Raw genomic sequence first — 26,199 nt, 5'->3', positions numbered from 1 at the left:
CGGCGCGCGGTGTGCCGGCAGGACAGACCGCGCGCCAGCCGTCAGGCCAGTTGTTCTTCTTCGGCAGGCGAATCCACCGAAGGAGAAGTAGATGCCCGGCTGAACATCCGCGTCGCCGAAAGCCGTGCCACCCCGTCCGGATCCCCGAGGTCGTCGAGGGAGTTCCGGATCGTCGCGTCCACCGACAGGTACTTCCGCCCGGCGCGCAGGTCCGCGTCGTTGCGCAGCCGCACGATCAGCGGGAATTCCGCCAGCGCGCCCGCGTCGAACAGGCCAGTCGTGTAGATCAGCTGCACACCCAGCGCCTCCGCGACGGCCCGCTGCAGTTCCAGCAGGTACCCGGCAGAAGCACGGCCGATCGGGTTGTCCAGGAACAGCACACCCGAATGCCGGTTCCGCGCCTTGCCTCGGTTGTTGGCCCGCAACGCCGCCAGCGTGCAGTACAGGATGATCGCCGCGGTCAGCTGCTGGCCGCCGGAGAAGACGTCGCGGATTTCGGACACCCGCTGACGTTCGGTGCGCAGCACGGAGTCCGGCTTGAGCATGTCGACCCGGTACCCCTTGGGCGAGGCGACGTGCACCCCGCGCAGCACCAGCGACAGCCCGTCGCGCTTCACGTCGCGGCCGTCGGCGGTCTTGCCCGCGGCCGCCTCGTCGACGACCTCGCCCAGTTTTTCCGCCAGCACATGGTCTTCCAGCTCGGTGAACCGGATCCGCAGGAATTCCTGGCCGGACCAGTCGCCGAGCCCGTCGGGCAGCCGCGACACCCGCTGCGCCGAGCGCAGGGTGCGCAACGCGCCCTCGACCATGCCCTGCAGCCGTGTGATGATGCCGCCGCGGTGCCGGTCGATCTGCGCGAGGTCGTCGGTGAGCGTCCGCAACCGGGGCCGCAGCGCCTCGCCCCATTCCGCCGCGTGCGCGGGAAGCTGGTCCCGCTTGACGGAAATCACCTGCTGCCGCACCGGCGTGCTGAGCTTCTCGAACCGCTTCTCGGTCGCGTACTGCGCCAGCTGGTCCGCCGCCGCGCGCACCCGCCGGTCGCCGGAGTCGGCCGCCGACTGCGCGTCGTTCAGCACGGTGTTGAGCTGGTTGTACCGAGTCCGCGCGGACTCGACATCGCCGTCGTACGCATCGGCCGGATCCTCAGAACGCAAGTGCGCCAACGATTCCGACAGCAGTCCGAAGCCCGACGCCGAAGCCTTGGCCGCGTCCAGCGTCGCGTCCGCCGCCGCTCGGCGTTCCTGCAGCTCTTCCCACTTCCGGGCCGCCGCGGACACTTCCAGCGAGGCCGCGTCGATCAGCTCGAGACCGTGCTCGATGTCGCGCGGTCGCTCGGCCGGAGAAGCGACGCCGGTCTGCAACGGCAGGACGTCCAGCTCGGCCCGACGCGTCGACACCTGGCCGATCGCCTCGGTGCGCTCTTCCTCCAAAGCGTCGACGACCCGCCGCGCCCGCGCCAACGCCGCCGCCCGCGCGGAAGCGTCCGAACCGTCCGCTGTCTCCAGCAACGTCGCCGCACGCGCTCGGACCTCTTCGTCCAGTGCCTCCAGCGCGGACGAGGCCGCCGCCTCAGCGGATTCCGCCTGCTCCAACTCGGCGCGGAGGTCGCTGCCGACCTCGACCTTCGCATACGACTCCGACGCCGACGCAAAGGTGCGCCGCAAGGCATCCACCGGTTCCGAAGGCGCTTCGACGTCCTCCGGCAGCTCCGCCGCGCCCGGCACCTCAGCCAGTTCGGAACGCGCGGTGGTGACGGTGCGACGGTGTCCGTCGGCGGTCCGCTGCTCCTCCCCCGCCTGCTCGCGCAACCGCGCCGCCCGCGCCGACGCCTCGGCTGCCGACGTCTCCGCGCGTTCCGCGATTTCCGTTGCCCGCTCGACTTCTTCGGTCCATTCCGCGACCCGCGCGGCCCGAGTGGACAGCTCGCCGAGCCGACGCGCCTTCTCCTCGGCTTCCGCGGCAGCCGTCCGCAATGCCGGGACACGTTCCCGCAAGGAGGTGGCTTTTTCGCTCAACCGGGCGAATTCCGCCTCCGCCTGCCCGAGCGCGGTCTGCGCGGTCTCCCGCGCGACGCGAGCGGTTTCGGCCTGCTCAGCGAGCGTCCCGATCGCACCGGCCGGGTAGTCCTCGCGCCAGGTGGTGAGCTTCCACGTCAACGCGCCGTCGTTGGCCAGCGACTCCGACAGCTGCTCCAGCCGACGCTGCCGTTCCGCATGCCGCTGCGCCACGGCTTCCCGCTCGGTGTCGGCGGCTTCCTCGTCGTACATCGCCGGGTTCGGCGGCACGAGGAACTCGACGCCCGCCGCGGCCGGGACATCGGCATCCTGGAACGCGTCCGTGGTGCCGACCGCCACGACCGCGCTCGGCAGCAGCCGCTCGGAGGACAGCACCTCACGCGCCCGCTTCACCTGCGCCGCGTCGTTCAGCAGCACCCCGGCGACGAGCTGCGGCATCCGCTCCAGCACCTCGTCGCGCCGCACCGAGTCCAGTTTGGACAGATAACGCCAGCCCGACCACGCGGTGATTCCGGCCTGCTCCAACGCATCCAGCGCGGCCTGCACGTCCTCCGGCGGCGGCAGCAGCCCGCCCGAACCGAGCGCGGCGAGCGCGCGTTCGTCGGCCGACTCCTCCATCCGCAGCGCGGTCTGTTCCTTCTCCACCGCCGCGCTCGCGTCCCGTAAACGCTGCAGCAGCACCGGAAGATCGCTCTCCAGCTTGACGTCGTCCGCGCCGAGCAGCTCCATCAACCGCGGCTCAGCGGCCAGCGCGTCGGTACGCCGGTGCGCGCGTTCGAGGTCTTCGGCCGCGCGCACGAGACGGTCCTGAGTGGACCCGGCGAGCTGGTGGGCCTCGTTGACCGAGCGCTGCGCCGCCTGCAGGTCCTCGCCGACCCGGTCGAGTTCCTGTTCCCGGCGAACGGATTCCGCCGTCGTGGCCTCCGCCTCGGCCCGCGCCGCCCTGGCCGACTCGGCGACGTCCGCACCGGACGTCAACAGTCCACTGCGGACCGACTCCGAGATCTCCTCGCGCAGCTCAGCGATCCGCGACGACAGCCCGCGCGCCTCAGCCCGACGGCCAGCAGCCAGGTTCGCCGCCTCGTCCCGCTCGGTCTGCGCCTTTTCCGCTTCAGCGCGCAACGCGTCCGCGTGCGCCTCGGCTTTGTCCGCCTGCCGCTGGGCATCACGCGCCAGCGAAATCAACCCGCGCCCCAACGCGACCGCCGCCGCATCCCGCGCGGCCAGCGCCGGTTTCGCCTTCTCCTCGCGGTTTCCGACCAGCTCACGCAGGTCTTTCGCCTTGCGCGCGGCGTTCAACCGGTTCAGCACGGTCGCGGTTTCGCGCCACGCCTCGGCTTGCGTCTTCGCCTCGGCCAGCTCGCCGTCGACGCGCTCCCGTTCGATCTGCGCTTCTTCCAGCCGCAGCACCGCGACCAGCCGACGCAGCTCGGTGACGCCCGCGGTCAGCCGCCGGTGGTCGCCCTCGGCGAGCTTTTCGGCGGACCGCACCTCCTCGACGTGCTCCTCCAGACCCGACAGCCGCGCGTTCTCCAGCTCGTTGCGCGCGTGGATCCGCCCGGCCAGCTCGCCGAGGTCTTCCCGCGCCGATTCCGCGATCCGCCGCGACGCCGCGGCCACGCCCTCTTCCTCGGCCAGCGGGCCCAGCAGTTCCAGCGCACCCTCGACGAAGTCCTTCTCCGCCATCAGATCGCCGCGCTGCGACAGGTTGTTCGCGTACGTCGACACGACCTCGGCGAGGTCCTTCGGCTCGTCCTCGGACAGCACCGCGCGCAGCAGGAACTCCACGAACGCCTCGTCGGTGGAGAACTGGAACGCGTCAGCCGCCTCGCCCTCGCCCGCGTTCATCGCGCGCTGGTAGCGGAACAGCTCCGTGTCCAGGCCGAGCAGGTCGAGCCGCCCGGTCCACTCGTGGTGCCGGCGCGTCCAGAACAGCTCCAGCTCCGGTTCGGCCATCGCCGCGCCCGCGATCCGGTCGTGGAACCCGGACATCGTCAGCAGCCTGCCGTCCTCGGTCAGCGGCAGCGAATCGAGCGCGACGTCGGCGGTCGGGCGGAAGCAGTACCAGGAGTCGACCAGGTTCTCCGAGTCCGCGGACGTCACGTGCCCGCGCCACTCCGACACCTTGCCGGTGATCACCCGCTGCCCGGTCTCGACGTGCAGCCACTCCAGCACCACGTGCGCGACGTCCTTGGCCGTCACGAACTTCTCCAGCACCTTCGTGCTCGTGGTGCCCACGACCTGGCGCCGCCCGGGCAGCATGACCGAGAAGATCAGCTTGATCAGCACCGACTTGCCGCCGCCGTTCTCCAGGAACAGCACGCTCGCCGGCGACGGGCGGCGCACCGGGCCGCCCGCGTGGATGCCCGCGGAGAACAGCGCGTCCTGCTTCGGCGCGGTGATCGTGGCCCCGACGCCGCTGAAGTCCAGCACCACGTCCTGGTACCGGGCGCCCGCCGGGCCCACCGAATGCAGGCGGACCCGCGAAAGCTCGTACATTCCCGTCCCCTCTTACTGCAGCGTGTCCGAGGCGGTCGCGCGCAGCGTTCCCCCGGCCCCGGCGACCGCGACGACGTCGAGCGCGAGCAGGTCGTCGAACGCGGCGTCCGCGGCCAGCTCCCGCACCTGGATCTGATACCGCGGCGTCGTCCGGTAAGTGCCGCCCTGTTCGTCGCTCACCTGCACCAAAAAGCCTTGATCGGCAAGGAAACGCAGCGCTCGCGACACCATGCCGCGCGTGGTGTCCGCCGCCATCCGGCCGTCCTTCGTCGCCGCGGCTGCGGGACGGCGGGCGTACGCGCGCCATGCCTGCTCCAGCTCCGGCGCGTCCGCGAGCGGGTCGTTGTTCGCCTCGGCCAGCTGCGCGCGCTCGTCAAGCACGCGTGCGGCTTCGCGGACCATCGCGTCGACCTGCTCGACGCTCACGCGGCCGATGTAGGTGTCGTTGGCCAGGTCGTCCGGCCGCGGGTAGCCGAGCGCGGCCGCCGCGAGGTGGATCAGGCCGTGCAGTACCTTTTCCGTCTCGCGCCGCTCGCGGATCTTGGCTTGCCGCGCGTAGCTGTCCATCTTGATCTCGAAGACGGACTCGTCGGTGGCCGCGAGCACGCAGCCGGCCTGCTGCGTCACCTCCAGCACCATCAGCCCGAGCCCGGACGCGACGGCGTGGGTGAGCGCCTTGAACGCGTTGTCCTCGCCGTAGCGGCGCACCAGCTCGCCGTACACGACGTCGCGGGCGGGCAGTTGCTTCGGGCGCATGCCGAAAGCGACGAGGCGCGCGGCGGCCTCGGCGTCGACGCTCGTGTGCGTCACGGGCATCAAGCGACCTCCTCGGTCTCGTCGTCAGCTCGTTCGACCTCCGCGGTGGACAGCAGCAGATCGGCCCCGCCGAAGTCCGGGTCGTCGAGCAGGGTGCCGTCGTCGACGGCGAGCAGCACGTGGCGTTCCCCCTGCCGGCGCGCCGCGCCGACCTCGGGACTGTAAGCGTGCACCGCGCGCAGCGCGACCAGGGACGCCAGGTTCGGCTGTCCGGAGCGGCGCGCGTCCTCCAGCAGCCCGGACAGCCGGCGCGGCACGTCGGGCAGGTCGAGCAGTTCGTCGGCGAGCCGCCACACGTCGTCGCCGAAGCGGTCGGTCACCTCGGCGGGCACCAGCTCCGGTTCCGGCACCTCGCCGACCAGCTGGTCACGTTCCGGGGCGGGCCGCAGCAGCAGCGACACCAGCGAGGACAGCGACGGCACGACCGGCGTCGTGATGCCCGCGACGGCGTGGAAGAAGTGCTCGGCGGGCGCGGTGGCGTCGGCGAGCGGCAGCCCGAGCGTCGGCAGCAGGAGCTGGCCGAACAGGTCGATCGTGGCCCGCTGCGGCGGTCCGGAGAACTGCTGGCGGTCCTGTTCGGCGCGGAAGACCGCACCGGCGTCGGCCAGCCGCGACTGGAGCCGGGTGTGGCGGCGGATGCAGTCGGCGACGATGTCGACCAGCTCGGCGGCGCGGCGCTTGTGGTCGGCGTCCTCGGATTCGTCCCGTGCGGTGGTGATGTTCTTCAGGATCGCGTTCTCCGCGCGGAACCGGGACTCGATGTGCCCGAGCGCCGATTCGATCAGCTCCGGCACCTCGCTCTCCCAGTCGACCGCGCGCACGTCGCGGCGGGTGGCGTCGAGCTTCGCGCGCAGCGTCTCGCCGTACTGCACGGTGCGGTAGCGCGCCTGTTCCGCGGCGAGCTTCGCGTCGGCGAGGCGGCCGCGGTTGATCAGGTTCTCCAGCTTCACCTCGGCCGCGATCTGCGCCGACTCGACGTCCGTGTCCAGCGCGCCGACCAGCACGTTGATCGCCTCGTCGGTGGCGCGCAGGTACACCTCGCCGTCCGGAGCGGCCAGCTCGACCAGGAGCTTGAAGTCGAACTGGCGGCGCTGGTAGCCGCCGGGACCGAGCGAGCCGTAGACGCGCCGGAAGCCGCGGTCGGTGGTGCCGACGTTGATCAGGTTGTCCAGCACCCACTTCGCGACGCGCACGTGCTCTTCCGGCATCCGCGAGGGCGCCTGCAGCGAGATGAACGGCAGCAGCCGGTCGATGACCTGGTCGTGGCCCGCGCCGGTGTCGAAGTCCATCGCGATGGTGACCTGGTCGATCGTGTGCAGCGCGATCTCGGCCATCTGGTAGACGGTGGCGTCGGCCCAGTCGAGCTTCGCCTTGCGCGCGTCGAGGTCGTGCAACGGCGCGGTGCAGGCGAGCGCCTTCAGCCGACGGGTCAGCCCCTCGTCGGCGAGCCCGGCCGCGCCCATCTCGTCGTATCGCACAGCAGGTCAGGCTAGTCGGCCTTGCCGAGCGCCCGCACACGCGGACGGCTAGCGTGGCGGGCATGCGGGAGATGACCAGGGCGGAGTGGTGGAAGTTCGCGAGCGAGGGCACGCGGACCGGGATGCTGGGGATCGTGCGGGCCAACGGGGCACCCGTCGTCACGCCGGTGTGGTTTCTGCTGAACGAGGGGCCTGCCGGTGACGAATTGATCTTCACCACCGGCACGGACACGCTGAAAGGCAAGGCCCTGCGCCGCGACGCGCGGCTCTCGCTGGCCGTCGACGACCAGCGGCCGCCGTTCTCGTACGTGCAGTTCACCGCCGAAGCGGAGCTGCACCACGACCTCGACGAAATGCGGGAGTGGGCCACCCGGCTCGGCGCGCGGTACATGGGCGAGGAGAACGGCCCGGCCTACGGCGAGCGCAACGCCGTCCCCGAAGAATCCCTCGTCCGGGCGAGGATCACGAAGGTGATCGCGCGGGCGGACATCGCCGGCTTCTGACCTTCGGTTCACCCGGCATCACGCTCCGCGGCACTCGCTGCGGAGCGTGATGCCGCGATCGCACTATTGACACCGCACCTGCCGAGGGTGTGTGATCTGTCCCGATAAATAGGAAACTTTCCTAACGAAGACTCTTGAGCATTTTCCGCCGCCGCCCCGATCCCCCTCAAGCAGGAGGCCCCCGTGGCACGACGCTCGACGTTGAGCGCGCTGTTCGCCGGTACCGCGGCGACCGCGCTCGGCTGCGCACTGCTGACCCCCGTGACCGCGACCGCGGCGACCGGGGACTACGAGTCCGAGGACGCGACACTCTCCCAGGCCAAGATCGCCACGAACCACTCCGGGTACTCCGGCAAGGGATTCGTGGACTTCGACAATCTCGTCGGCAGTTACGCCGACTACTCGGTCAACGCGGCACAGGCCGGCACGCACACGCTGACTTTCCGCTACGCCAACGGAACCGCCGACGACCGGCCGATGAAGCTCGTGGTCGACGGCGGCGACAAGGGCACGGTTTCCTTCCCCGCCACGGGTTCCTGGACGACGTGGAAGACCGTCACCGCGACGGTGCAGCTCACCGCGGGCGTCAACCACGTCCGCACCGTTTCGGCGTCCGCGAACGGCGGGCCCAACACCGACAAGATCACCGACAGCTTCAGCGCACCGGCCGACAACGAGCCGCCGACGCCGCCGAAGAACTTCCAGGCGTCGAACATCCGGCCCACCGCGGCCGATTTCCGCTGGGACCCGGCGACGGACAACGTCGGCGTCACCCGGTACGAGATCAACCGCGGCGGCAACACGCTGAAGGTCGTGGACGGCAAAACGACCTCGGCGACCGTCGACCAACTGACGCCGAACACGTCGTACGACATCTCGGTGATCGCCTACGACGCGGCGGGCAACCCGTCGCAGCCGAGCAACGTCGTCGGCGTGAAAACCCCGCCCAGCGACGACAAAACCCCGCCGAGCGTGCCCGGTTCGCTCAAGTCCACCGGCAGCACGTCGGACAGCATCTCGTTGTCCTGGAAGGCTTCCACCGACGACAGCGGCTCGATCGCGGGCTACGACGTGTACCAGGGCAAGGACGTCGTCTCGACCACGACGCAGACCTCGGCGACGGTCACCGACCTCAAGCCGAACACGTCCTACACGTTCACCGTGAAGGCGCGTGACCCCAACGGAAACGCGTCCGCGGCGAGCAACGCGGTCACCGCGAAGACCACCAACAGCAGCGGTGCCGGCGGCGGAATCCCTTCGTACGACAAGGACATCGCGAAGGTCGACCTCGGCTGGGCAGTCGGTTTCCTGCCGAACGGCAACGCGCTGGTGACCGAACGGGACCGGTTCGAACTGCTGCAGATCACCCCGGACGGCAAGAAGACGACGCTCGGCAAGATCCCCGGCGTGGTCACGACGAACGGCGAGGGCGGCCTGCTCGGGCTGGCGATTTCGCCGCAGTGGAACACCGACCACGCGGTGTACCTGTACCACACGTCGTCCAGCGACAACCGGATCGTGAAGGTCACCTACGACGGCACCACGCTGTCGAAGACCACCACCCCGGTGCTGACCGGCATGTCGAAGAACCAGTACCACAACGGCGGCCGCATCGCGTTCGGCCCGGACGGCAAGCTGTACGCGACCGTCGGCGACGCGAAGGTGAAGGCCAACGCGCAGAACAAGAGCTCGCTCAACGGCAAGATCCTGCGGCTCAATTCCGACGGTTCCGCGCCGAGCGACAACCCGTTCTACGCCACCGGCGGCAACGCCCGGTACGTCTGGAGCTACGGGCACCGCAACCCGCAGGGCCTCGCCTGGGATTCGCAAGGGCGGCTGTGGTCGTCGGAGTTCGGCGAGAGCAGCCAGGACGAGCTGAACCTGATCCAGAAGGGCGGCAACTACGGCTGGTCGGCCTGCGAGGGCACGATCGGCGACTGCAGCGGGACGATCGCGCCGAAGAAGACGTGGCCGACGTCGCAGGCCGGGCCGTCCGGGATCGAGATCGTGAACGACTGGATCTACATCGCGGCGGTGACCGGCAAGCAGCTGTTCGCGACGCAGATCAAGGGCGACAGCATCGGCACGGTGTCCGCGGTGTTCTCCGGCCGCTGGGGCCGCCTGCGCTCGGTGACCAAGACCCCCGACGGGCACCTGTGGGTGACCTCGACGAACAACGACAAGCTCGGCGGCACGCCGGACACCATCGACAACGTGGTGGTGCAACTGAAGTTCCCCGGCGCGGCTATCGCCGGATAAGCCGCGGCAGGGGTGACCGGAGCGGCGCCGGTCACCCCTGCCGCACCTCATTCTTTCAGGCTCCGGCAACCAGTTCGTAACAGCGGATGCGCGCCTTCGCGTCGAAGACCGGCACTGTGACCATGATTTCGTCCGCACCAGTCTGCTTCGCCAGCTCAGCCAGCCGCGCTTGGACCTGTTCCGGTTCGCCGTACGCCTGCGCCGCGCGGAAGTGCGCGAGCTGCGGGACCATCTCCGGCGCGAACTCGTACTCGGCGGCCTGCTCCGGCGTCAGCATCGGCTGGTCTCCCCCGCCGCCGGTGAGCAGGTGGGATTTGAGGACGTTCATCGGCCCGGACAGGTATTCGGCCTCGGCGTCGGTGTCCGCGCAGATCGTCTCGACGCACAGCAGCACGTACGGCTCGGACCGCCACTTCGACGGCTGGAACTTCTCCCGGTACCGCTCCAGCGCGGACGCGGTGTTGTCCGGCCGGATGTGATGCGCGAACGCGATCGGCAGCCCGCGCTCGGCCGCGACCTCCGCGCCCGCCGGGCTGGAGCTGAGCAGCCACGGCTCCGGAACGGTCACTCCGCCCGGGAGCACCTTCTCGCTGCCGAGATGCCTCAGCAACTCGTCGACATCCGCGTGGTAGTCGGCCTCCCCCGCCGGTTCGGCTCCTCGGCGCAGCGCCCGGATGATCTCCGGATCGAGCGCGCCGGGCCCGCGTCCGATACCGAGGTCAACACGGCCGCCGCTAAGGGCGGAGAGCGTGCCGAACTGCTCGGCCAGCGCGAACGGCGCGTGGTTCGGCGCGAGGACCCCGCCGGACCCGACCCGCACCTGCGACGTCACCGCGGCCGCGTACGCCGCGAGCACCTGCGGGGACGCGCTGGCGATGGCCGGGGAGCCGTGATGCTCGGCGAACCAGAGGCGGTGGTAGCCAAGGTCGTCGAGCCGCCGAGCGACTGCGGAAAGCGGCCCGAGCGCCGCCGTGGCCGACTGCCCGGCTTCGACGAGCGCGAGTTCAAGTGCGGAAAGCGGCACATCGATCATGGCCCCCACGGTAGCGAACCCGGTGGTGTGGCGGGGGTGATTTGTCCACTGTGGACGGGGTTTTGCCGAGGCGACGCCGCTGAGCTGGGCGGGGTGCGGTCCGGTGCCCTCGTGAGTGCTAATCCCGGTTCTCACCGGCATCGCCACGCACGAGCCCCGCCTGGCAGCGGACCAGGGCTTCCTCGCAGGCTCGTCGCGGCTGGGAGCGCGGGCGTTGCGCGCCTCTCGCCTTGGCTGGCACCGGCTGCCGTCCTTCTTCTCGGCCGCAGCACCAGCCGCCCTCAGCCAGGTGCCAAGCGCCTCTCGCCTTGCCTGGCACCGGCTGCCGTCCTTCTCCTCGGCCACAGCACCAGCAGCCTCGCCGCCCTCAGCCACGTGCCGAGCGCCTCTCGCCTGCCAGCGCCGCAGCCGTCGTTCCCCTCGGCCGCAGCGCCAGCAGCAGCCGTCAGGCTTCTTCTTCCAGCATTTCCGGCGTCACCGCTGATTCGGTGTCCGGGATGCTCAGTTCCTTCGCCCGCTTGTCCGCCATCGCCAGCAGCCGCCGGATTCGTCCGGCTACCGCGTCTTTCGTCATCTGCGGGTCGGACAGCTGGCCCAGTTCCTCGAGCGACGCCTGGCGGTTCGACAGCCTCAAGCGGCCGGCGGCGAGCAGGTGGTCCGGGGCGGTGTCGCCCAGGATCTCCAGCGCGCGCTCCACCCGGGCAGCCGCCGCGACTGCCGCGCGGGCCGAGCGGCGCAGGTTCGCGTCGTCGAAGTTGGCGAGGCGGTTGGCGGTCGCGCGGACCTCTCGGCGCATCCGGCGTTCTTCCCACTGCAGCACGCTCGTGTGCGCGCCCAGGCGGGTCAGCAGGGCTCCGATGGCGTCACCGTCGCGGACCACGACCCGGTCCGCGCCCCGTACCTCGCGGGACTTCGCCTGGATGCCCATCCGGCGGGCGGCACCGACCAACGCCAGCGCCGCTTCCGGGCCCGGGCAGGTCACTTCCAGCGACGACGAACGGCCCGGTTCGGTCAGCGAGCCATGCGCCAGGAAGGCACCGCGCCAGGCCGCTTCGGCGTCGGCCACCCCGCCGGACACCACGGCGGCGGGCAGGCCGCGCACGGGGCGTCCGCGCTGGTCGATCAGGCCGGTTTGCCGAGCCAAGCCCTCGCCGTCCTTCACCACGCGCACGACGTACCGCGTCCCCTTGCGCAGGCCGCCGCTCGCGGTGATCACGTGCACGTCCGAATGATGCCCGTACAGCTCGTGGATCTCCTTGCGCAGCCGCCGCGCGACCGAACCCGTGTCCAGCTCCGCCTCGACCACGACGCGGCCGGCCACGATGTGCAGCCCGCCCGCGAAGCGAAGCAGCGACGCGACCTCCGCCCGGCGCGGCCCGATCTTCGTGATCTCGAGCCGGCTCAGTTCGTCCTTCACCGCGGCGGTCATCGCCATGTACTGCCCCTCCTGCCTTTCGCTGCGCGCCCGCCGTCACCCACAGTGCTCCCCGCCGAGGCCTAGTGCCTCTCGCATGCACTGGGCGAGCGCACCAGGATCATGCCGTCCCGCCACGACCGGGTCGGCCACCGCCCCCAGGCAGGCCCTCGCTCCCAGGCGTTCGGCCGCCCGGCGCAGGCTTGCCGGGTCAGGGACGGAATCACGGTCCGCGACGACGGCGTCGACCCGCAGCGCGGGCGCGTGCTCGAAGAGTACGTCCAGATGCCGCTCCGGGGAGAATCCGCCGGTTTCCCCCGGTTGGGGGACAAGATTCAGCACGACGACCTTGGTGGCGCTCGTGCGCACGAGCGCGTCGTGCAGATCCGGGACCAGCACATGCGGCAGCACGCTGGTGAACCACGAGCCGGGGCCGAGGAACACGACGTCCGCCTCCAGCACCGCCTCGATCGCCTCCGCGCAGCCGCGCGGCGGGCGTTCCTGGCGGCCCGCCGGGTGCAAGGTGATGCGGTGCACCTGGCCGGGCGTGCTGGCGACCGCGACCTGGCCGCGGATCCGCCGGATCGCGTCCGGGTTCTCGCTGTCGAGGCCGCTGACCTCGCCCTCGATCTCCAGCGGCTCCGGCGACATCGGCAGCACGCGGCCGGAGATGCCCATCAGCCTGCTGGCCTCGTCGAGCGCGGCCACCGGGTCGCCGAGCACCTCGAACAGCCCGGCGAGCAGCAGGTTGCCCACGGCGTGCCCGGCGAGCGCGCCGTCGCCGCCGAAGCGGTGCTGGAACACCTCCGCCCACAGCCGCCCGCCGTCCTCCGCGGCGAAGGCGGCGAACGCCTGGCGCAGGTCGCCCGGCGGCAGCAGCCCCAGTTCGCGCCGCAGCCTGCCGGACGACCCGCCGTCGTCGGCCACCGTCACCACCGCCGTGACGGCGCGGGTGATCCGCCGGAGCGCGGTCAGCGTCGCGTGCAGCCCGTGTCCCCCGCCCAGCGCCACCGCGCGCACGTCACTCCCGGCCAAGATCCCGGTGCACCACCTTTACTGCCATGCCGTCCTCATTGGACAGTCGCTGGGCGAGTTCCTCGGAGATCGCGACGCTGCGGTGCTTGCCGCCGGTGCAGCCGACCGCGAGCGTCAGGTACCGCTTGCCCTCGCGCTTGTAGCCCGCGCCGATGAGCCGCAGCAGCTGGTGGTAGCGGTCGAGGAATTCCTCGGCGCCTTCCTGGGACAGCACGTAATTGCGCACCTCGCCGTCGAGGCCGGTGTGCTCGCGCAGCTCCGGGATCCAGAACGGGTTCGGCAGGAACCGCACGTCCATCACCAGGTCGGCGTCCATCGGCAAACCGTACTTGTAGCCGAAGGACAGCACGGTGACGCGGGTCTGCGTGCTGGCCTCGGAGCCGAACGCGTCCTCGATTTTCGCGCGCAGGTCGTGCACCGACAGCGCGGACGTGTCGAGCACCAGGTCGGCCTCTTCGCGCAGCGGCGAAAGCAGCTTGCGCTCGGCGGTGATGCCGTCGGCGAGCCTGCCGTCGCCCTGCATCGGATGGCCGCGGCGGACCGATTCGAAGCGGCGCACCAGCACCGCGTCGGTGGCCTCGAGGAACAGCACGCGCGGCTTGTACCCGCGCGCGTCCAGGTCCTTGATCACCGAGGCCAGGTCGTCGGTGAACGCGCGCGAACGCACGTCCATCACCACCGCCACCTTCGTGATCGCCCCCCGCGCCTGCGCGCCGAGCTCGACCATCGTGGCGATCAGCTCCGGCGGCAGGTTGTCGACCACGAACCAGCCGAGGTCCTCCAGGCATTTGGCCGCCGTGGAGCGGCCCGCGCCGGAGAGGCCCGACACGACCGCGACCTCCATCCCGCTGCCCCGTTTTTCCTCTTCCGCACTCACTTGTGTGCTTCCTTCCCGATCACGACCCCTGGTCCCCTCCCGGTACTGCCCGCGGTGCGGCGCCGGTCTCCCCGGCCAGTGCCGCCACCACGGCCTCGGCGGTGCGCCTGCCGAAACCGGGCACCGCTTCGATTTCCTCGACCCGAGCCTCTTTGAGCTTCTTCACCGAGCCGAAGTGCTTGATCAGCGCGGTGCGCCGAGCCTGCCCGAGTCCGGGCACACTGTCCAATTCGGACGTCTGCATGCGCTTGGCGCGTTTTTCGCGGTGGTAGCGAATGGCGAACCGGTGCGCCTCGTCGCGCAGCCGCTGCAGCAGGAACAGCGCGTCGGACGTGCGCGGCAGGATCATCGGATCCGGTTCTCCGGGCAGCCACACCTCTTCGAGCCGCTTCGCGAGCCCGACGACGGCGATGTCGGTGATGCCGAGTTCGGCGAGCACGTCCGCGGCCGCGGTGGCCTGCGGGCCCGCGCCGTCGACGACCAGCAGGTTCGGCGGATAGGCGAACTTGCGCGGGCGGCCGGTCTCCGGGTCGATCCCGGCGCGCACCGGGCGGACCGCCTCGTCCCCCGCTTCCTCGGCGGTCTCGTCCGCGATTTCCGTTGTCTCGGCGGCGTTTTCTGCGGTTTCCTTGAGATAACGGTGGAATCGCCGACGCACGACCTCCGCGATGGACGCGACGTCGCCCTCGGTCGCCGCCTCGCGCAGCGCGAACTTGCGGTACTCGGACTTGCGCGGCAGCCCGTCCTCGAACACCACCAGCGACGCCACGACGTCGCTGCCCTGGATGTGGCTGATGTCGATGCATTCGATGCGCAGCGGCGCGGTGTCGAGCGCCAGGTAGTCCTGGAGTTCCTGCAGTGCCGCGGACCGCGCGGTGAGATCGCCCGCGCGGCGCAGTTTGTGCTGGGTGAACGCCTCCTTGGCGTTGCGCTCCACCGTTTCCGCGAGCGCCTTCTTGTCGCCGCGCTGCGCGACCCTCAGCCGCACGCGCGACCCGCGCAGGCCGGACAGCCACTCGGCGACCGCGTCGGCGTCCGCGGGCAGCTCCGGCACCAGCACCTCGCGCGGGACGACCGGGCCGGTCTCGACGTCGTCGCGGCCCACGCGGTCGGATTCCTCGCCGTAGAACTGGGTGAGGAAGTGGTCGACCAGCGCCTGGACGTCCATCTCCTCGGCCTTGTCGATCACCCACCCGCGCTGCCCGCGCACGCGCCCACCGCGCACGTGGAACACCTGTACGGCGGCCTCGAGTTCGTCGTGCGCGAAGGCGACGACGTCCGCGTCCGTGCCGTCGCCGAACACCACGGCTTGCTTCTCCATCGCGCGACGCAACGCGCCCAAGTCGTCCCGCAGCCGCGCGGCGCGTTCGAACTCCAGCTCCTCTGACGCGGCGGCCATCTCGCGTTCGAGCCGCTTCACCATCGCGTCCGTGCGGCCGGCGAGGAAGTCGCAGAAGTCCTCGACGATCGCCCGATGCTCGTCCGCGGACACCCGGCCCACGCACGGGGCCGAGCACTTGTCGATGTAGCCGAGCAGGCACGGCCGCCCGATCTGCCCGTGGCGGCGGAAGACGCCGGTGGAACAGGTGCGGGCCGGGAAAACGCGCAGGAGAAGGTCGAGCGTCTCGCGGATCGCCCACGCGTGCGAGTACGGCCCGAAGTAGCGGACGCCCTTCTTGCGCGCGCCGCGGTAGACGTGCAGCCGGGGGAATTCCTCGTTCAGCGTGACCGCGAGGACCGGGTAGCTCTTGTCGTCGCGGTAGCGGACGTTGAACCGGGGGTCGAACTCCTTGATCCAGTTGTACTCCAGCTGGAGCGCCTCGACCTCGGTGCCGACGACGGTCCACTCGACGCTCGCCGCGGTGGTGACCATCTGCCGCGTGCGCGGATGAAGGCCGGACAGGTCGGCGAAGTACGAGTTCAGCCTGCTGCGCAGGCTCTTCGCTTTGCCGACGTAGATGACCCGCTTGGCGTCGTCGCGGAACTTGTAGACGCCAGGCGAGTCCGGGATGCTCCCCGGCTGAGGTCGGTAGGTGGTCGGATCAGCCACGTGCCCCACTGTATGGCGAGGGTCCGACAGTTTCCGTGAGACCCCTTAATGCGGGCGGGGGCCATGCCCGTGGCTGAAGGCGCGGCTCTTGCCGGTTCGGATCCCCGTGCCGGTCGGGCACAGTCGGGTGAGCAGCGAGCATGTCGTAGCCTGGGCCTCGCCGGCCCGTCGAACGATCAGGGAGCAGCCATGACCGTCCGCGTCGCCACCTGGAACGTCAACTCCATCGTTCCCCGGCTGCCCCGCGTGCTCGACTGGCTCGACCGCACCGCGCCGGATGTCCTCTGCCTGCAGGAACTCAAGAACACCACCGAAGCCTTCCCCGCCGAAGAGATCACCGCCCGCGGGTACGAGGTCGCCGCGTATGGGCTGGGACGATGGAACGGCGTCGCGATCCTCTCCAAGATCGGGCTCGACGACGTGGTGCGCGGGCTGCCGGGCGAACCGGGCTTCGACGGGCAGGCCGAGGCGCGCGCGATCGGCGCGACGTGCGGCGGGATCCGCATCTGGTCGGTGTACGTGCCGAACGGGCGTGAGCCGGAAAACCCGCACTACGCCTACAAACTCGAGTGGTTCGATAAGCTCAGCGACCTCGTCTGCGAAGAACTGAACCACGCCCGTCCGTTCGCGGTGCTCGGCGATTTCAACGTCGCGCCAACCGACCAGGACGTCTGGGACATCTCGGTTTTCGCCGAGTCCACGCACGTCACCGAGCCCGAACGAGCAGCGCTGAAGAAGCTCCGCGACGCGGGACTGTCCGACGTTTTCCCGCGGCCGCTGAAGTACGACCACCCGTTCACCTACTGGGACTACCGCGGCGGGAACTTCCCCAACAACAAGGGAATGCGCATCGACCTCGTCTACGGGAACGAGGTTTTCGCCAAGGCGGTCACCAATTCCTACGTGGACCGCGAGGCCCGCAAGGGCAAGGGACCGTCCGACCACGCGCCGATCGTCGTGGATCTGGAACTGGAACTGTAAGAACTCAGGCCTCGGTGGCGGCCCGGTGCAGCTTTCGCAGCGCGCGCACCGCCAGCACCGCGCGTTCCCGGTCCACGGCCTGCACGGCCATCACCGAGAAGTACTCGTCGTCCGGCAGTTCCAGGCGGGCCCACGAGGCGCCGTCCGGGAAGCTGATCGACAGCACCTGATCCCAGGTGAACACGCGCCGCGCGAGGACGTTGCGGACCTCGATGCCGGTGGCGTCCGCGCGGACGCGGGCGTTGCCGAACAGCATCGTGCCCGCCGACAGCGCGATGCCGATGCCGATCATCGCGATCTGGTCCGACACCTCGAACACGGCTCCGGTGTGCGAGCCGCGCAGCAGGACCGCGACCACCACGAACGCCGCGAGCAGCGCCACCGCCAGCACGCTGCACATGACGAGCGCCCGGCGCGGCCGGATCACGAGGGTGGTCTGCTGCTCGGTCATCACGCTCACACGAATCCCCGCTCGGTCCACGGCTTGCCCAGACCGCGCAGCACGTGCGCGGTGTCGAGCGCCGCCACGGCCGCTTCGTAGCCTTTGTCCTCCACGGAGCCGGGCATGCCGGAGCGGTCGAGCGCCTGCTGCTCGGTGTCGCAGGTCAGGACGCCGTTGCCGACCGGGGTGCTCTCGTCGAGCGCGACCCGGGTGAGGCCCGCAGTGACCGCGTCGCACACGTACTCGAAGTGCGGGGTGCCGCCGCGGATCACGACGCCCAGCGCGACGACCGCGTCGTGGTTGCGTGCCAGCGCCTGCGCCGCGACCGGAAGCTCCACCGCGCCCGCGACGCGGACGACCGTGGGCTCTTCCTCCAGCTCGGCGTCCTTGGCCGCGGCGAGCGCGCGTTCCAGCAGCACGTCGGTGATCTTCGCGTTCCACCGCGTCGCGACGACCGCCAGTCGCAGGGACTTGCAGTCGCGCAGGTCGAGCGCGGCTTCCGGCCGCCCCTCGCCGCTCATCGCGTGGTGTCCTCCTCGGTGCCCTGGTCGGACGCCCCGACCTGGTCGTAGTGCTCGAGCTGGCTGAGGTCGTGCCCCATCCGGTCGCGCTTCGTGCGCAGGTACCGCAGGTTTTCCGGGTTCGGCGAGATCGGCAGCGCGACCCGGCCGGTGACGCGCAGGCCGTAGCCCTCGAGGCCGACCCGCTTCGCCGGGTTGTTCGTGAGCAGCCGCATCGACCGGACGCCGAGGTCGCACAGGATCTGCGCGCCGGTGCCGTAGTCGCGCGCGTCGGCGGGCACGCCCAGCGCCAGGTTCGCGTCGACGGTGTCCGCGCCCGCGTCCTGCAGCTGGTACGCCTGAAGCTTGTGCAGCAGGCCGATTCCGCGGCCCTCGTGCCCGCGGATGTACAGCACGACCCCGCGGCCCTCGTCGGCCACCTTCTGCAGCGCGGCGTCGAGCTGCGGGCCGCAGTCGCAGCGCAGCGAGCCGAAAACGTCGCCGGTGAGGCATTCGGAGTGGACGCGGACCAGGATGTCCTCGCCGTCGCCGATCTCGCCGTACACGAAGGCGACGTGCTCGATCCCGTCGAGCAGGCTGTCGTACCCGACCGCGCGGAACTCGCCCGCGGGCAGCGGGATCCGCGCCTCGGCGACGCGCTCGACCTGCTTCTCGGTGCGCCGCCGGTAGGCGATCAGGTCCGCGATCGAGATGATCTTCAGGTCGTGGTCGGCGGCGAACACTTCCAGCTCGTCGCGCCGGGCCATGTCGCCCTCGTCCTTCTGCGACACGATCTCGCAGAGCGCGCCCGCCGGGTGCAGGCCCGCCAGCCGGGCCAGGTCCACCGCGGCCTCGGTGTGCCCGGGACGGCGCAGCACGCCGCCTTCCTTGGCACGCAGCGGCACCACGTGCCCGGGGCGGCGGAAGTCCTTCGCGGTGGCTTCGGGATCGGCCAGCAGCCGGGTGGTGTGCGCGCGGTCAGTGCCGGAGATGCCGGTGGTGATGCCCTCCGCCGCGTCGACCGTGACGCTGTACGCGGTCCCGCGCTGGTCCTGGTTCGTGTGGTACATCGGCGGCAGGTCGAGCCGGTCCGCCTCGGACTCGGTCAGCGCGACGCACACGTAGCCCGAGGTGTAGCGCACCATGAACGCGAGCAGCTCCGGCGTCGCCTTCTCGGCGGCGAAGATCAGGTCGCCCTCGTTCTCGCGGTCCTCGTCGTCGACGACGACCACCGCTCGCCCAGCGGCGATGTCCGCGATCGCGGCCTCGATGGCGTCAACGTCCACCACCGCGCCCGCTCCGCACGGGGTCCAACCGGTCTGCGGCTCGGCCGCCTTCGTCTCGCTCACGGGTGCTCCTTCGCTGCCGCCGCCGGGTGGATGTCACACATTGTGCGCGTTCGCCGCCACGTGTGGCGCAGTGAGCTTCTCCACGTACTTCGCGACGACGTCCACTTCGAGGTTCACGTGGTCGCCTTCTTCCCGCCTGCCGAGGGTCGTCACCTCGAGCGTGGTGGGGATCAAAGCGACCGAAAACCGGTCCTCCGAGACGCTCGCGACGGTGAGCGAAACGCCGTCGACGGCGATCGAACCCTTCTCCACGACGTACCGCGACAAGGCCGGGGGCAGGGAGAACGTCGTCACGCCGCGCTCGTCGCGGGAAACGAAAACGCCGGTGCCGTCCACGTGGCCCTGCATGATGTGCCCGCCGAGCCGCCCGCCCGCCGGGGTCGCGCGCTCGAGGTTCACCGCGTCGCCGACAGCCACCTTCGCGAGGCTCGAACGCTGGAGTGTTTCGTTCACCACATCGACGGTGAACTCGCCGCCGGAGACCGTGACGACGGTCAGGCACACGCCGCTGACCGCGATCGAATCGCCGTGGCCCGCGTCCGAAGTGACCAACGGGCCGCGCACGGTGAGCCGAGCCGCGTCGGTGAGCTGCTCGACCGCGGTGACCTCGCCGACCTCTTCGACAATTCCCGTGAACACTGCTGCCTCCTCGCCCGGCCACCGCCCTCGGTGGCCCTTCCATCCAACACCCGTCCGGTCCCGGGGGCTTCCCGGGCCGTACGTCAGCTGACGCGGAGGCGAGCGGCCTGCGCACGCAGGGCGGCGACGGCGCGGCCCGGGTCCTCGGCGCCGTAGACAGCCGAGCCCGCGACGAAGCAGTCGACGCCCGCTTCGGCGGCCTGTTCGATGGTGTCGGAGTTGATCCCGCCGTCGATCTCGACGACCAGCTTGAGGTGCCCGGTGTCGACCAGGCGGCGCGCGGTGCGCACCTTCTCCAGGACGTCGGCGATGAACGACTGCCCGCCGAAGCCCGGTTCGACGGACATGACGAGCAGCGTGTCGTAGTGCTTGAGGGTTTCGAGGTGCGGTTCGAGCGGCGTGCCCGGCTTGATCGACAGCCCCGCCTTCGCGCCCGCAGCGCGCAGGTTCTTCGCCAGCATGACCGGGTCCGCGGCGGCTTCCGCGTGCACCGTGACGTTGTACGCGCCGGCCTCGGCGTAGCCGATCGCCCAGCGGTCCGGGTCGTCGATCATCAGGTGGCAGTCGATCGGGACGTCGGTCGACTTGAGGATCGACTGGACCACCGGGAGGCCGAGGGTCAGGTTGGGCACGAAGTGCGCGTCCATGACGTCCACGTGCACCCAGTCGGCCCGGGTCTCCCCGGGGCGCGCGACGGCCGCGATCTCCTCGCCGAGCTTGGCGAAGTCGGCGGACAGGATGCTGGGTGCGATGAGAGGTGAAGCCACGGCCCGAGTGTAGGAGGACCCGGTTCCGGCCTGTTCACCGGCCGTGACCGCACCGGAGTTCGCTTTCCGGACACCGGGCGCTCATCCGGATTCTCCGTATCGAACACATCGGCGAGCACTAATGGGTCACCACCGGAAGTTCCGGACGAGAAGCACCCCGAGGAGAATCATGAGAACCGTCTTGGCAGGCCGCCGCAAGTGGCTGGCCGCGGGCGCGCTGGGCGTCGCGATGGTCGCCGCGGCCCCGGTCGCGATCGCCGCGCAGGGCAACCAGGACGACCAGGGCGCGCGCGCCGCTTCGGCCGGCGCGGGCGACCGCACGCAGGAGGTCCGCCAGGCGATCCAGGGCGGCCACGCGCGCAACGTCATCCTGTTCATCGGCGACGGCATGGGCCAGTCCGAGATCACCTCGGCGCGCAACTACGAGCGCGGCGCGGCCGGCCGGCTCGCGATGGACGAATTCCCGCTGACCGGCGACTACACCACCTACGCGGTCGAGAAGGGCAACCCGGCGAAGCCGGACTACGTCACCGACTCCGCGGCGTCCGGCACCGGCTGGGCGACCGGCACGAAGACCTACAACGGCGCGATTTCCGTGGATGCCTACGGCAACCCGGTCCCGACGCTGCTCGAGCTCGCCAAGCGCGGCGGCCTGCGCACCGGCGACGTGACCACCGCCGAGGTCCAGGACGCGACCCCGGCCGTGCTCGGCGCGCACGTCGTCGACCGCGACTGCAAGGGCCCGGACGAGACCACCAAGAAGTGCGCGCAGAACGCCAAGGAGAACGGCGGCGCGGGCTCGATCTCCGAGCAGCTCGTGCAGACCCGCCCGGACGTGCTCCTCGGCGGCGGCGCGAAGTACTTCGACCAGAAGGCGACCGCCGGGCAGTTCAAGGGGAAGCCGGTTCTGGAGCAGGCCAAGGCCGCCGGGTACAACGTGGTGAACACGGCTGACGACCTGGCGAAGGCTCGTCCGGGCAAGCCGCTGCTCGGCCTGTTCGCGTCGGGCAATATGCCGGTGAACTGGACCGGCCCGAAGGCGACGCAGGGCGGCACCGCGCCGACCCGCTGCACCCCGAACCCGGCCCTGCCGAAGACGCAGCCGAAGCTGGTGGCGCAGACGCAGAAGGCGTTGCAGTTGCTGGAGGACCGGCGCAGCAACAAGGGCTTCTTCCTGCAGGTCGAGGGTGCTTCGATCGACAAGCAGGATCACGCGGCCGACCCGTGCGGGCAGATCGGCGAGACGATCGACTTCGACGCTGCTGTCGCGGCTGGGCTTGCTTACGCCCGCAGCCACACGGACACGCTGGTTGTGGTGACCGCGGATCACGGGCACACCAGCCAGATCGTGTCCAACGACGCCAAGACGCCTGGCCAGACCGCGACGCTGATCACCAACGAGGGCGCGAACATGACCCTCAACTACGGCACCGCGCTGCCCGGTTCCTCGATGGAACACACCGGCACGCAGGTCCGCATCGCGGCTTACGGGCCGCAGGCGGCGAACGTCGTGGGGCTGACCAACCAGACCGACCTGTTCGGCACGGTGAAGCGCGCGCTTCGCCTGCGCTGAGCCTCTGAGGTCCGTGAAGGGCTCCTTCAGGGAATCAGATTCCCTGAAGGAGTCCTTCACGGCTTTCTACGCAGGCGAGGGCAGCAAGTCGAGCGGTTCCGACCAGGGGCGGCGCGGGTCGAGCCGGTGCAGCCGGACGCCAGCCTCGGTCAACGTGTCGAGGTGCCGCTGCCAGGCCGGATGGTGCTCCCGGGTCGGCTGGATCTGATAAGCGACGACGATGGTGATTCCTGGTGCGCCAAGGACATCGCCTAGCAACGTGAGTGCCTGATTGTCCGCGATCCCCAGCGCCAGCTTCGCTACCGAGTTCGCCGACGCGGGCGCGAAGAGGAACACCTTCGGGTCCGGGTGCGGACGAGGTTCGCCGGGCAGCCGGGACGTGCTGCGCACCGGAAGGTCCGTCGTGGCTTCGAGTTCGCCCAGGCCGCCGGTTGCTTTCAGCCAGCCCCAGGCCGTCGGGGTGAGCGTGATGGCGAGCCGCCAGCCTCGGGCGACCGCTGGTTTTGCCAGCTCGTCGGTGAACCGGGTGTCCAGTCCGCCGCACGAGCTGGCGACCAAACCTAGATCCGTCACGGTTTGCGCAGCACCGCGCAGAACATCGCGTCGGTGCCGTGTCGGTGGGGCCACAGCTGGACGTACGGGCCGTCGCCGAGGTGCGGGACGTCGGGGAAGAACCCCCGGGCGTCCACGATCTCGGACTTGGTGCGGCGGGCGGTTTCGCCTACCACGCCTTCGGTTTCGGCCAGGTGCGGCGAGCAGACGACGTACGTGACGATGCCGCCCGGGCGCACCAGGTCCAGCGCCGCCATCAGCAGTTCGCCTTGCAGCTTGGTGAGGTCCGCGACGTCCGACGGCTTGCGGCGCCACCGGGCTTCGGGGCGTCGGCGCAGTGCGCCAAGGCCGCTGCACGGGGCGTCGACGAGGATCCGGTCGTAGCCCGGTTCCAAGCCGGATTCGCGGCCGTCGGCGACGTGCACGGCGACCGGCAGGCCCTCGGTGGCGTTCTCGATCAGCCGGGCGCGGTGCGGAGCCTTCTCCACGGCGTCCACGTGCGCGCCGCTGATCTTGGCCAGTGCGCCGAGCAGCGCCGCTTTGCCGCCGGGACCCGCGCACAGGTCCAGCCAGCGTTCGTCGGAGCCCTTCAGCGGGGCCTTGGTGACGGCGATGGCGCACAGCTGGCTGCCTTCGTCCTGCACCGCGGCAAGGCGTTCGCGCACCGGTTCCACGTCGGCCGGGTCGCCCGCGCCTGCGGGCAGGTGCACGCCGTAGGGCGAGTACGGCGCGGGATCGCCGCCGGTGATCGCGGCCAGTTCGTCGGCGCTGATCTCGCCGGGGCGAGCGACCAAGTGCACCTCGGGGCGGGCGTCGTCCGCTTCGAGGGCGGCCTTCAGCTCAGCGCCCTTGTCCCCCAACGCTTCCGCGAACGACCGGGCGACCCAGCGCGGGTGCGCGGTGCGGAGCGCGTACGCGCCGATCGGGTCGGTGGCCTCGTCCGGCGTCAGTTCGTCGAGCCACTGCGCTTCGTCCTTTGCGGACACCGCGCGCAGAATGGCGTTCGTGAATCCCGTTGCCCACGAACCGGCTTCGGCGCGCACGAGGTCCACAGTGGACCCGACGGCGGCGTGCTCCGGGATCCGGGTGCGCAGCAGCTGGTAGACGCCGAGCCGCAGCGCGTCGAGGACCACCGGGTCGGTCTTCTCGATCGGCCGGTCGGCGCACGCGGCGATCACCGCGTCGAGCAGGCCCTGCGCGCGGGCCGAGCCGTAGGTCAGTTCGGTGGCCAGCGCGGCGTCGCGGCCGCTCACCCGGCGTTCCCGCAGCAGCTGCGGGAGGACGAGGTTGGCGTACGCGTCCTTCTCTCGCACGGCGCGCAGCACGTCGAACGCCACCTGGCGGGCCGGGTCGATCTCCGGCGGACGCCGCGGTCCTTCTTTGCGCGGAGCCGGACGGCCCCGCTGCGGCCGTGACGGCCGCCGTTCTCCACGCTCGTTCACCGCAGGCGCTCTCCTTCGTCGATCCTCGTGCCGCGCGCCCAGTCGGTGGCAGCCATTCGTTTCTTCCCGGCGGCCTGGACCTCGCCCAGCCGCACCGGTTTCGTCGCCGTGCCCACGAGCACGCGCTTGCGCTCGACCACCAGCTCGCCCGGCCGCGGACCGGGTTCGTCGAGCACTGTGACCGGCCCCAGCTTGAACCGCTCGCCGCGGAACTCCGCCCACGCGCCGGGATCCGGCGTCACCGAGCGGATGTGCCGGTCGACCGCCGAAGCCGGGTCCGCGAACGACACCCGCGCGTCCTCGACGGTCACCTTCGGCGCGTAACTCATGCCCTCGCCCGGCTGCTCGACCGCGCGCAGCGTGCCGTCCTCGATGCCGTCCACGGTGGACACCAGCAGATGCGCCCCGGACTCGGCGAGCCTGCCGAGCAGCGCGCCGGACGTGTCGGCCGGGCCGATCGCCTCGGTCACCACGCCGAACACCGGCCCCGCGTCGAGCTCCTTCACGATCCGGAAGGTGGACGCGCCGGTCATCTCGTCCCCCGCCCGGATCGCCGCCTGCACCGGGGCCGCGCCACGCCACGCGGGCAGCAGCGAAAAGTGCAGGTTGACCCAGCCGTGCGCCGGGATGTCGAGCGCGGACTGCGGCAGCAGCGCCCCGTACGCCACGACCGGGCAGACGTCCGGCTCCAGCTCGCGCAAGCGGGCGAGAAACGCCGGGTCACCGGCGCGGGCGGGCGTGAGCACCTCGATGCCGTGCTCGTCGGCGAGGGCCCCGACCGGGGACCGCAGCACCTTGCGACCGCGCCCGGCCTGGGCGTCCGGCCGCGTGACGACCGCGACGACCTCGTGCCGCCCGGACTCGATCAGCGCGCGCAACGACGGCACGGCGGGTTCCGGGGTGCCGGCGAAAACGAGACGCATCACCGCACCTCCGGAAGGGAAAAGGGGATTTCAGGCTGGTCGGACATCGGAAGCGAGTCTAGAAGACCCCGCCCCCGGCGGCGCGGCGCGGGCAGCCAGCCGGGGCTGGTGCCAGGATCGGGTATATGACCACGCTGAAGGCGACCCTGCACGACGACCTCACGACCGCGATCAAGGCAAGGGACCAGCTGCGCTCGGCGACCCTGCGCCTGACCCTCTCGGCGATCGGCTACGAAGAGACCGCAGGCGACAGCGCACGCGAACTCTCCGACGACGAGGTCCTGAAGATCATCACCCGAGAGGTGAAGAAACGCCGCGACGCCGCCGAGGCCTTCGAGAAGGCAGGCCGCGCGGAGTCAGCCGAACGCGAACGAGCCGAGGCGCAGGTCCTCACCGGCTACCTGCCCGCCCAGCTCTCGGACGACGAACTGCGCGGCTTGGTCACCGAGGCGGTGACGGAGACCGGTGCCTCGGGGATGGCCGGGATGGGTGCCGTGATGAAGGCCGTTCAGCCGAAGATCGCCGGACGCGCGGAAGGCTCCCGCGTCGCCGCCGAGGTGAAACGCCAGCTCTCCGCCGGATAACTCCTCGCCGCCCTCGCCCGCTGGCACTTCGGTCGCGCCCCGCAGTCCGTGAGGGCCACCTTCACGGACTCTGAGTCCCGCAGGGTTCCCCTCACGACCCGCCGATGTCCGTGAGGGGCCCCTTCACGGAATCAGATTCCCTCAAGGAGCCCTTCACGGACCACCCCCGCTCGCTCGCCCGCTCGCCGCCGCAATGCGCCCCAACGCCACATTGGGTGCATCACACGCACCCAATGTGGCGTTCGGTGCGTCACACGCACCCAATGCGGCGTTCGGTGCATCCAACGCACCCAACGCCACATTGGGGCGCTAGCCCCGCCCGAAACCGCAGCCGGTGCACCCAACCATCGAGGCACCCACACCACCCCCGCACCCCGATACGAAGCCAAAAACGCGGACGGCGGGTGCTTGTCAAGGCATCAATCCCGCCATGACAAAAACCCCCCCTGCGGGGTGACCCACAGCATG

General features: G+C 70.7%; 21 protein-coding genes. 5 read left to right on the top strand and 16 right to left on the bottom strand.

Annotation, left to right across the window (positions count from 1 at the left end):
- Positions 1-41: 41 nt before the first annotated feature.
- The 3 genes from ABZX37_RS11205 to ABZX37_RS11195 are packed head-to-tail and all read right to left on the bottom strand — an operon-like array spanning position 42 to position 6,793.
- A complete protein-coding gene (locus ABZX37_RS11205) occupies positions 42-4,514 on the bottom strand; it encodes a hypothetical protein (protein WP_354738338.1) in 4,473 nt (1,490 codons plus the stop codon).
- 12 nt (positions 4,515-4,526) lie between these two features.
- Positions 4,527-5,330, bottom strand: a complete 804-nt coding sequence (locus ABZX37_RS11200) for a hypothetical protein (protein WP_354738336.1) — start codon at positions 5,328-5,330, stop codon at positions 4,527-4,529.
- Positions 5,330-6,793 (bottom strand): hypothetical protein, encoded by a 1,464-nt coding sequence (locus ABZX37_RS11195; RefSeq protein WP_354738667.1) that lies wholly within the window; start codon positions 6,791-6,793, stop codon positions 5,330-5,332. The genes ABZX37_RS11200 and ABZX37_RS11195 overlap by 1 nt, the downstream gene beginning before the upstream one ends.
- Positions 6,794-6,870: 77 nt before the next feature.
- Here ABZX37_RS11195 and ABZX37_RS11190 point away from each other — a divergent pair, with 77 nt between their 5' ends.
- Together ABZX37_RS11190 and ABZX37_RS11185 are read left to right on the top strand one after the other, a co-directional pair.
- Positions 6,871-7,311, top strand: coding sequence for a PPOX class F420-dependent oxidoreductase (locus tag ABZX37_RS11190; RefSeq protein ID WP_354738334.1), 441 nt, complete (start codon positions 6,871-6,873; stop codon positions 7,309-7,311).
- 183 nt (positions 7,312-7,494) lie between these two features.
- Positions 7,495-9,570 (top strand): PQQ-dependent sugar dehydrogenase, encoded by a 2,076-nt coding sequence (locus ABZX37_RS11185; RefSeq protein WP_354738326.1) that lies wholly within the window; start codon positions 7,495-7,497, stop codon positions 9,568-9,570.
- Between the two features lie 55 nt (positions 9,571-9,625).
- On the opposite strand, the gene ABZX37_RS11180 is transcribed toward ABZX37_RS11185, so the two are convergent.
- The 5 genes from ABZX37_RS11180 to uvrC form a co-directional block, all read right to left on the bottom strand.
- A complete protein-coding gene (locus ABZX37_RS11180; protein WP_354738324.1) occupies positions 9,626-10,603 on the bottom strand; it encodes an LLM class flavin-dependent oxidoreductase in 978 nt (325 codons plus the stop codon).
- Between the two features lie 445 nt (positions 10,604-11,048).
- Positions 11,049-12,038 (bottom strand): DNA-binding protein WhiA, encoded by a 990-nt coding sequence (gene whiA / locus ABZX37_RS11175; protein WP_093574335.1) that lies wholly within the window; start codon positions 12,036-12,038, stop codon positions 11,049-11,051.
- 36 nt (positions 12,039-12,074) lie between these two features.
- Complete coding sequence (yvcK, locus tag ABZX37_RS11170) at positions 12,075-13,037, bottom strand: uridine diphosphate-N-acetylglucosamine-binding protein YvcK (RefSeq protein WP_354738665.1); 963 nt, start codon at positions 13,035-13,037, stop codon at positions 12,075-12,077.
- 1 nt (position 13,038) lies between these two features.
- Positions 13,039-13,896, bottom strand: a complete 858-nt coding sequence (gene rapZ / locus ABZX37_RS11165) for an RNase adapter RapZ (RefSeq protein WP_020658140.1) — start codon at positions 13,894-13,896, stop codon at positions 13,039-13,041.
- A gap of 52 nt (positions 13,897-13,948) precedes the next feature.
- Positions 13,949-15,979 (bottom strand): excinuclease ABC subunit UvrC, encoded by a 2,031-nt coding sequence (uvrC, locus tag ABZX37_RS11160; RefSeq protein WP_354738322.1) that lies wholly within the window; start codon positions 15,977-15,979, stop codon positions 13,949-13,951.
- A gap of 189 nt (positions 15,980-16,168) precedes the next feature.
- On the opposite strand from uvrC, the gene ABZX37_RS11155 reads away from it, so the two are divergent.
- On the top strand, positions 16,169-16,960 hold the full coding sequence (locus ABZX37_RS11155; RefSeq protein ID WP_354738320.1) for an exodeoxyribonuclease III: 792 nt from the start codon (positions 16,169-16,171) through the stop codon (positions 16,958-16,960).
- Positions 16,961-16,964: 4 nt separating this feature from the next.
- On the opposite strand, the gene ABZX37_RS11150 is transcribed toward ABZX37_RS11155, so the two are convergent.
- The 5 genes from ABZX37_RS11150 to rpe all read right to left on the bottom strand — a co-directional run bounded on the left by ABZX37_RS11150 (position 16,965) and on the right by rpe (position 20,657).
- Entirely contained in the window at positions 16,965-17,411 is a 447-nt protein-coding gene (locus ABZX37_RS11150) for a PH domain-containing protein (RefSeq protein WP_354738318.1), read from the bottom strand.
- A 5-nt stretch (positions 17,412-17,416) separates the two neighbouring features.
- Positions 17,417-17,923: a 6,7-dimethyl-8-ribityllumazine synthase gene (ribH, locus tag ABZX37_RS11145; protein ID WP_067579223.1), complete on the bottom strand. Its 507-nt coding sequence runs from the start codon at positions 17,921-17,923 to the stop codon at positions 17,417-17,419.
- The gene (locus tag ABZX37_RS11140) at positions 17,920-19,191 is read right to left on the bottom strand and encodes a bifunctional 3,4-dihydroxy-2-butanone-4-phosphate synthase/GTP cyclohydrolase II (RefSeq protein ID WP_354738663.1); all 1,272 of its coding nucleotides are present in this window, start codon (positions 19,189-19,191) and stop codon (positions 17,920-17,922) included. Before ABZX37_RS11140 ends, ribH begins: the two co-directional genes overlap by 4 nt.
- A gap of 93 nt (positions 19,192-19,284) precedes the next feature.
- Positions 19,285-19,890, bottom strand: coding sequence for a riboflavin synthase (locus ABZX37_RS11135; protein WP_344267282.1), 606 nt, complete (start codon positions 19,888-19,890; stop codon positions 19,285-19,287).
- A gap of 83 nt (positions 19,891-19,973) precedes the next feature.
- Positions 19,974-20,657 (bottom strand): ribulose-phosphate 3-epimerase, encoded by a 684-nt coding sequence (rpe, locus tag ABZX37_RS11130; RefSeq protein ID WP_354738315.1) that lies wholly within the window; start codon positions 20,655-20,657, stop codon positions 19,974-19,976.
- 169 nt (positions 20,658-20,826) lie between these two features.
- Here rpe and phoA point away from each other — a divergent pair, with 169 nt between their 5' ends.
- Positions 20,827-22,230: an alkaline phosphatase gene (gene phoA / locus ABZX37_RS11125; RefSeq protein ID WP_354738313.1), complete on the top strand. Its 1,404-nt coding sequence runs from the start codon at positions 20,827-20,829 to the stop codon at positions 22,228-22,230.
- 66 nt (positions 22,231-22,296) lie between these two features.
- Here phoA and ABZX37_RS11120 read toward each other — a convergent pair whose 3' ends face one another.
- Genes ABZX37_RS11120 through fmt form a run of 3 tightly spaced genes read right to left on the bottom strand, consistent with a single transcriptional unit; the run spans position 22,297 to position 25,147 of the window.
- Positions 22,297-22,803 (bottom strand): flavoprotein, encoded by a 507-nt coding sequence (locus ABZX37_RS11120; protein WP_354738311.1) that lies wholly within the window; start codon positions 22,801-22,803, stop codon positions 22,297-22,299.
- The gene (locus tag ABZX37_RS11115; RefSeq protein WP_354738309.1) at positions 22,800-24,224 is read right to left on the bottom strand and encodes a transcription antitermination factor NusB; all 1,425 of its coding nucleotides are present in this window, start codon (positions 24,222-24,224) and stop codon (positions 22,800-22,802) included. The genes ABZX37_RS11120 and ABZX37_RS11115 overlap by 4 nt, the downstream gene beginning before the upstream one ends.
- Positions 24,221-25,147 (bottom strand): methionyl-tRNA formyltransferase, encoded by a 927-nt coding sequence (gene fmt, locus ABZX37_RS11110; protein ID WP_354738308.1) that lies wholly within the window; start codon positions 25,145-25,147, stop codon positions 24,221-24,223. The genes ABZX37_RS11115 and fmt overlap by 4 nt, the downstream gene beginning before the upstream one ends.
- Positions 25,148-25,272: 125 nt before the next feature.
- Here fmt and ABZX37_RS11105 point away from each other — a divergent pair, with 125 nt between their 5' ends.
- A complete protein-coding gene (locus tag ABZX37_RS11105) occupies positions 25,273-25,731 on the top strand; it encodes a GatB/YqeY domain-containing protein (RefSeq protein ID WP_354738306.1) in 459 nt (152 codons plus the stop codon).
- Positions 25,732-26,199: the final 468 nt, after the last annotated feature.

The sequence above is a fragment of the Amycolatopsis sp. NPDC004079 genome (genome assembly GCF_040610415.1).
GTDB classification, from domain to species: Bacteria; Actinomycetota; Actinomycetes; order Mycobacteriales; family Pseudonocardiaceae; genus Amycolatopsis; species Amycolatopsis halotolerans.
The sequence above is the reverse complement of the archived record's forward strand: the minus strand, read 5'-3'. Positions and strand labels throughout refer to the sequence as shown.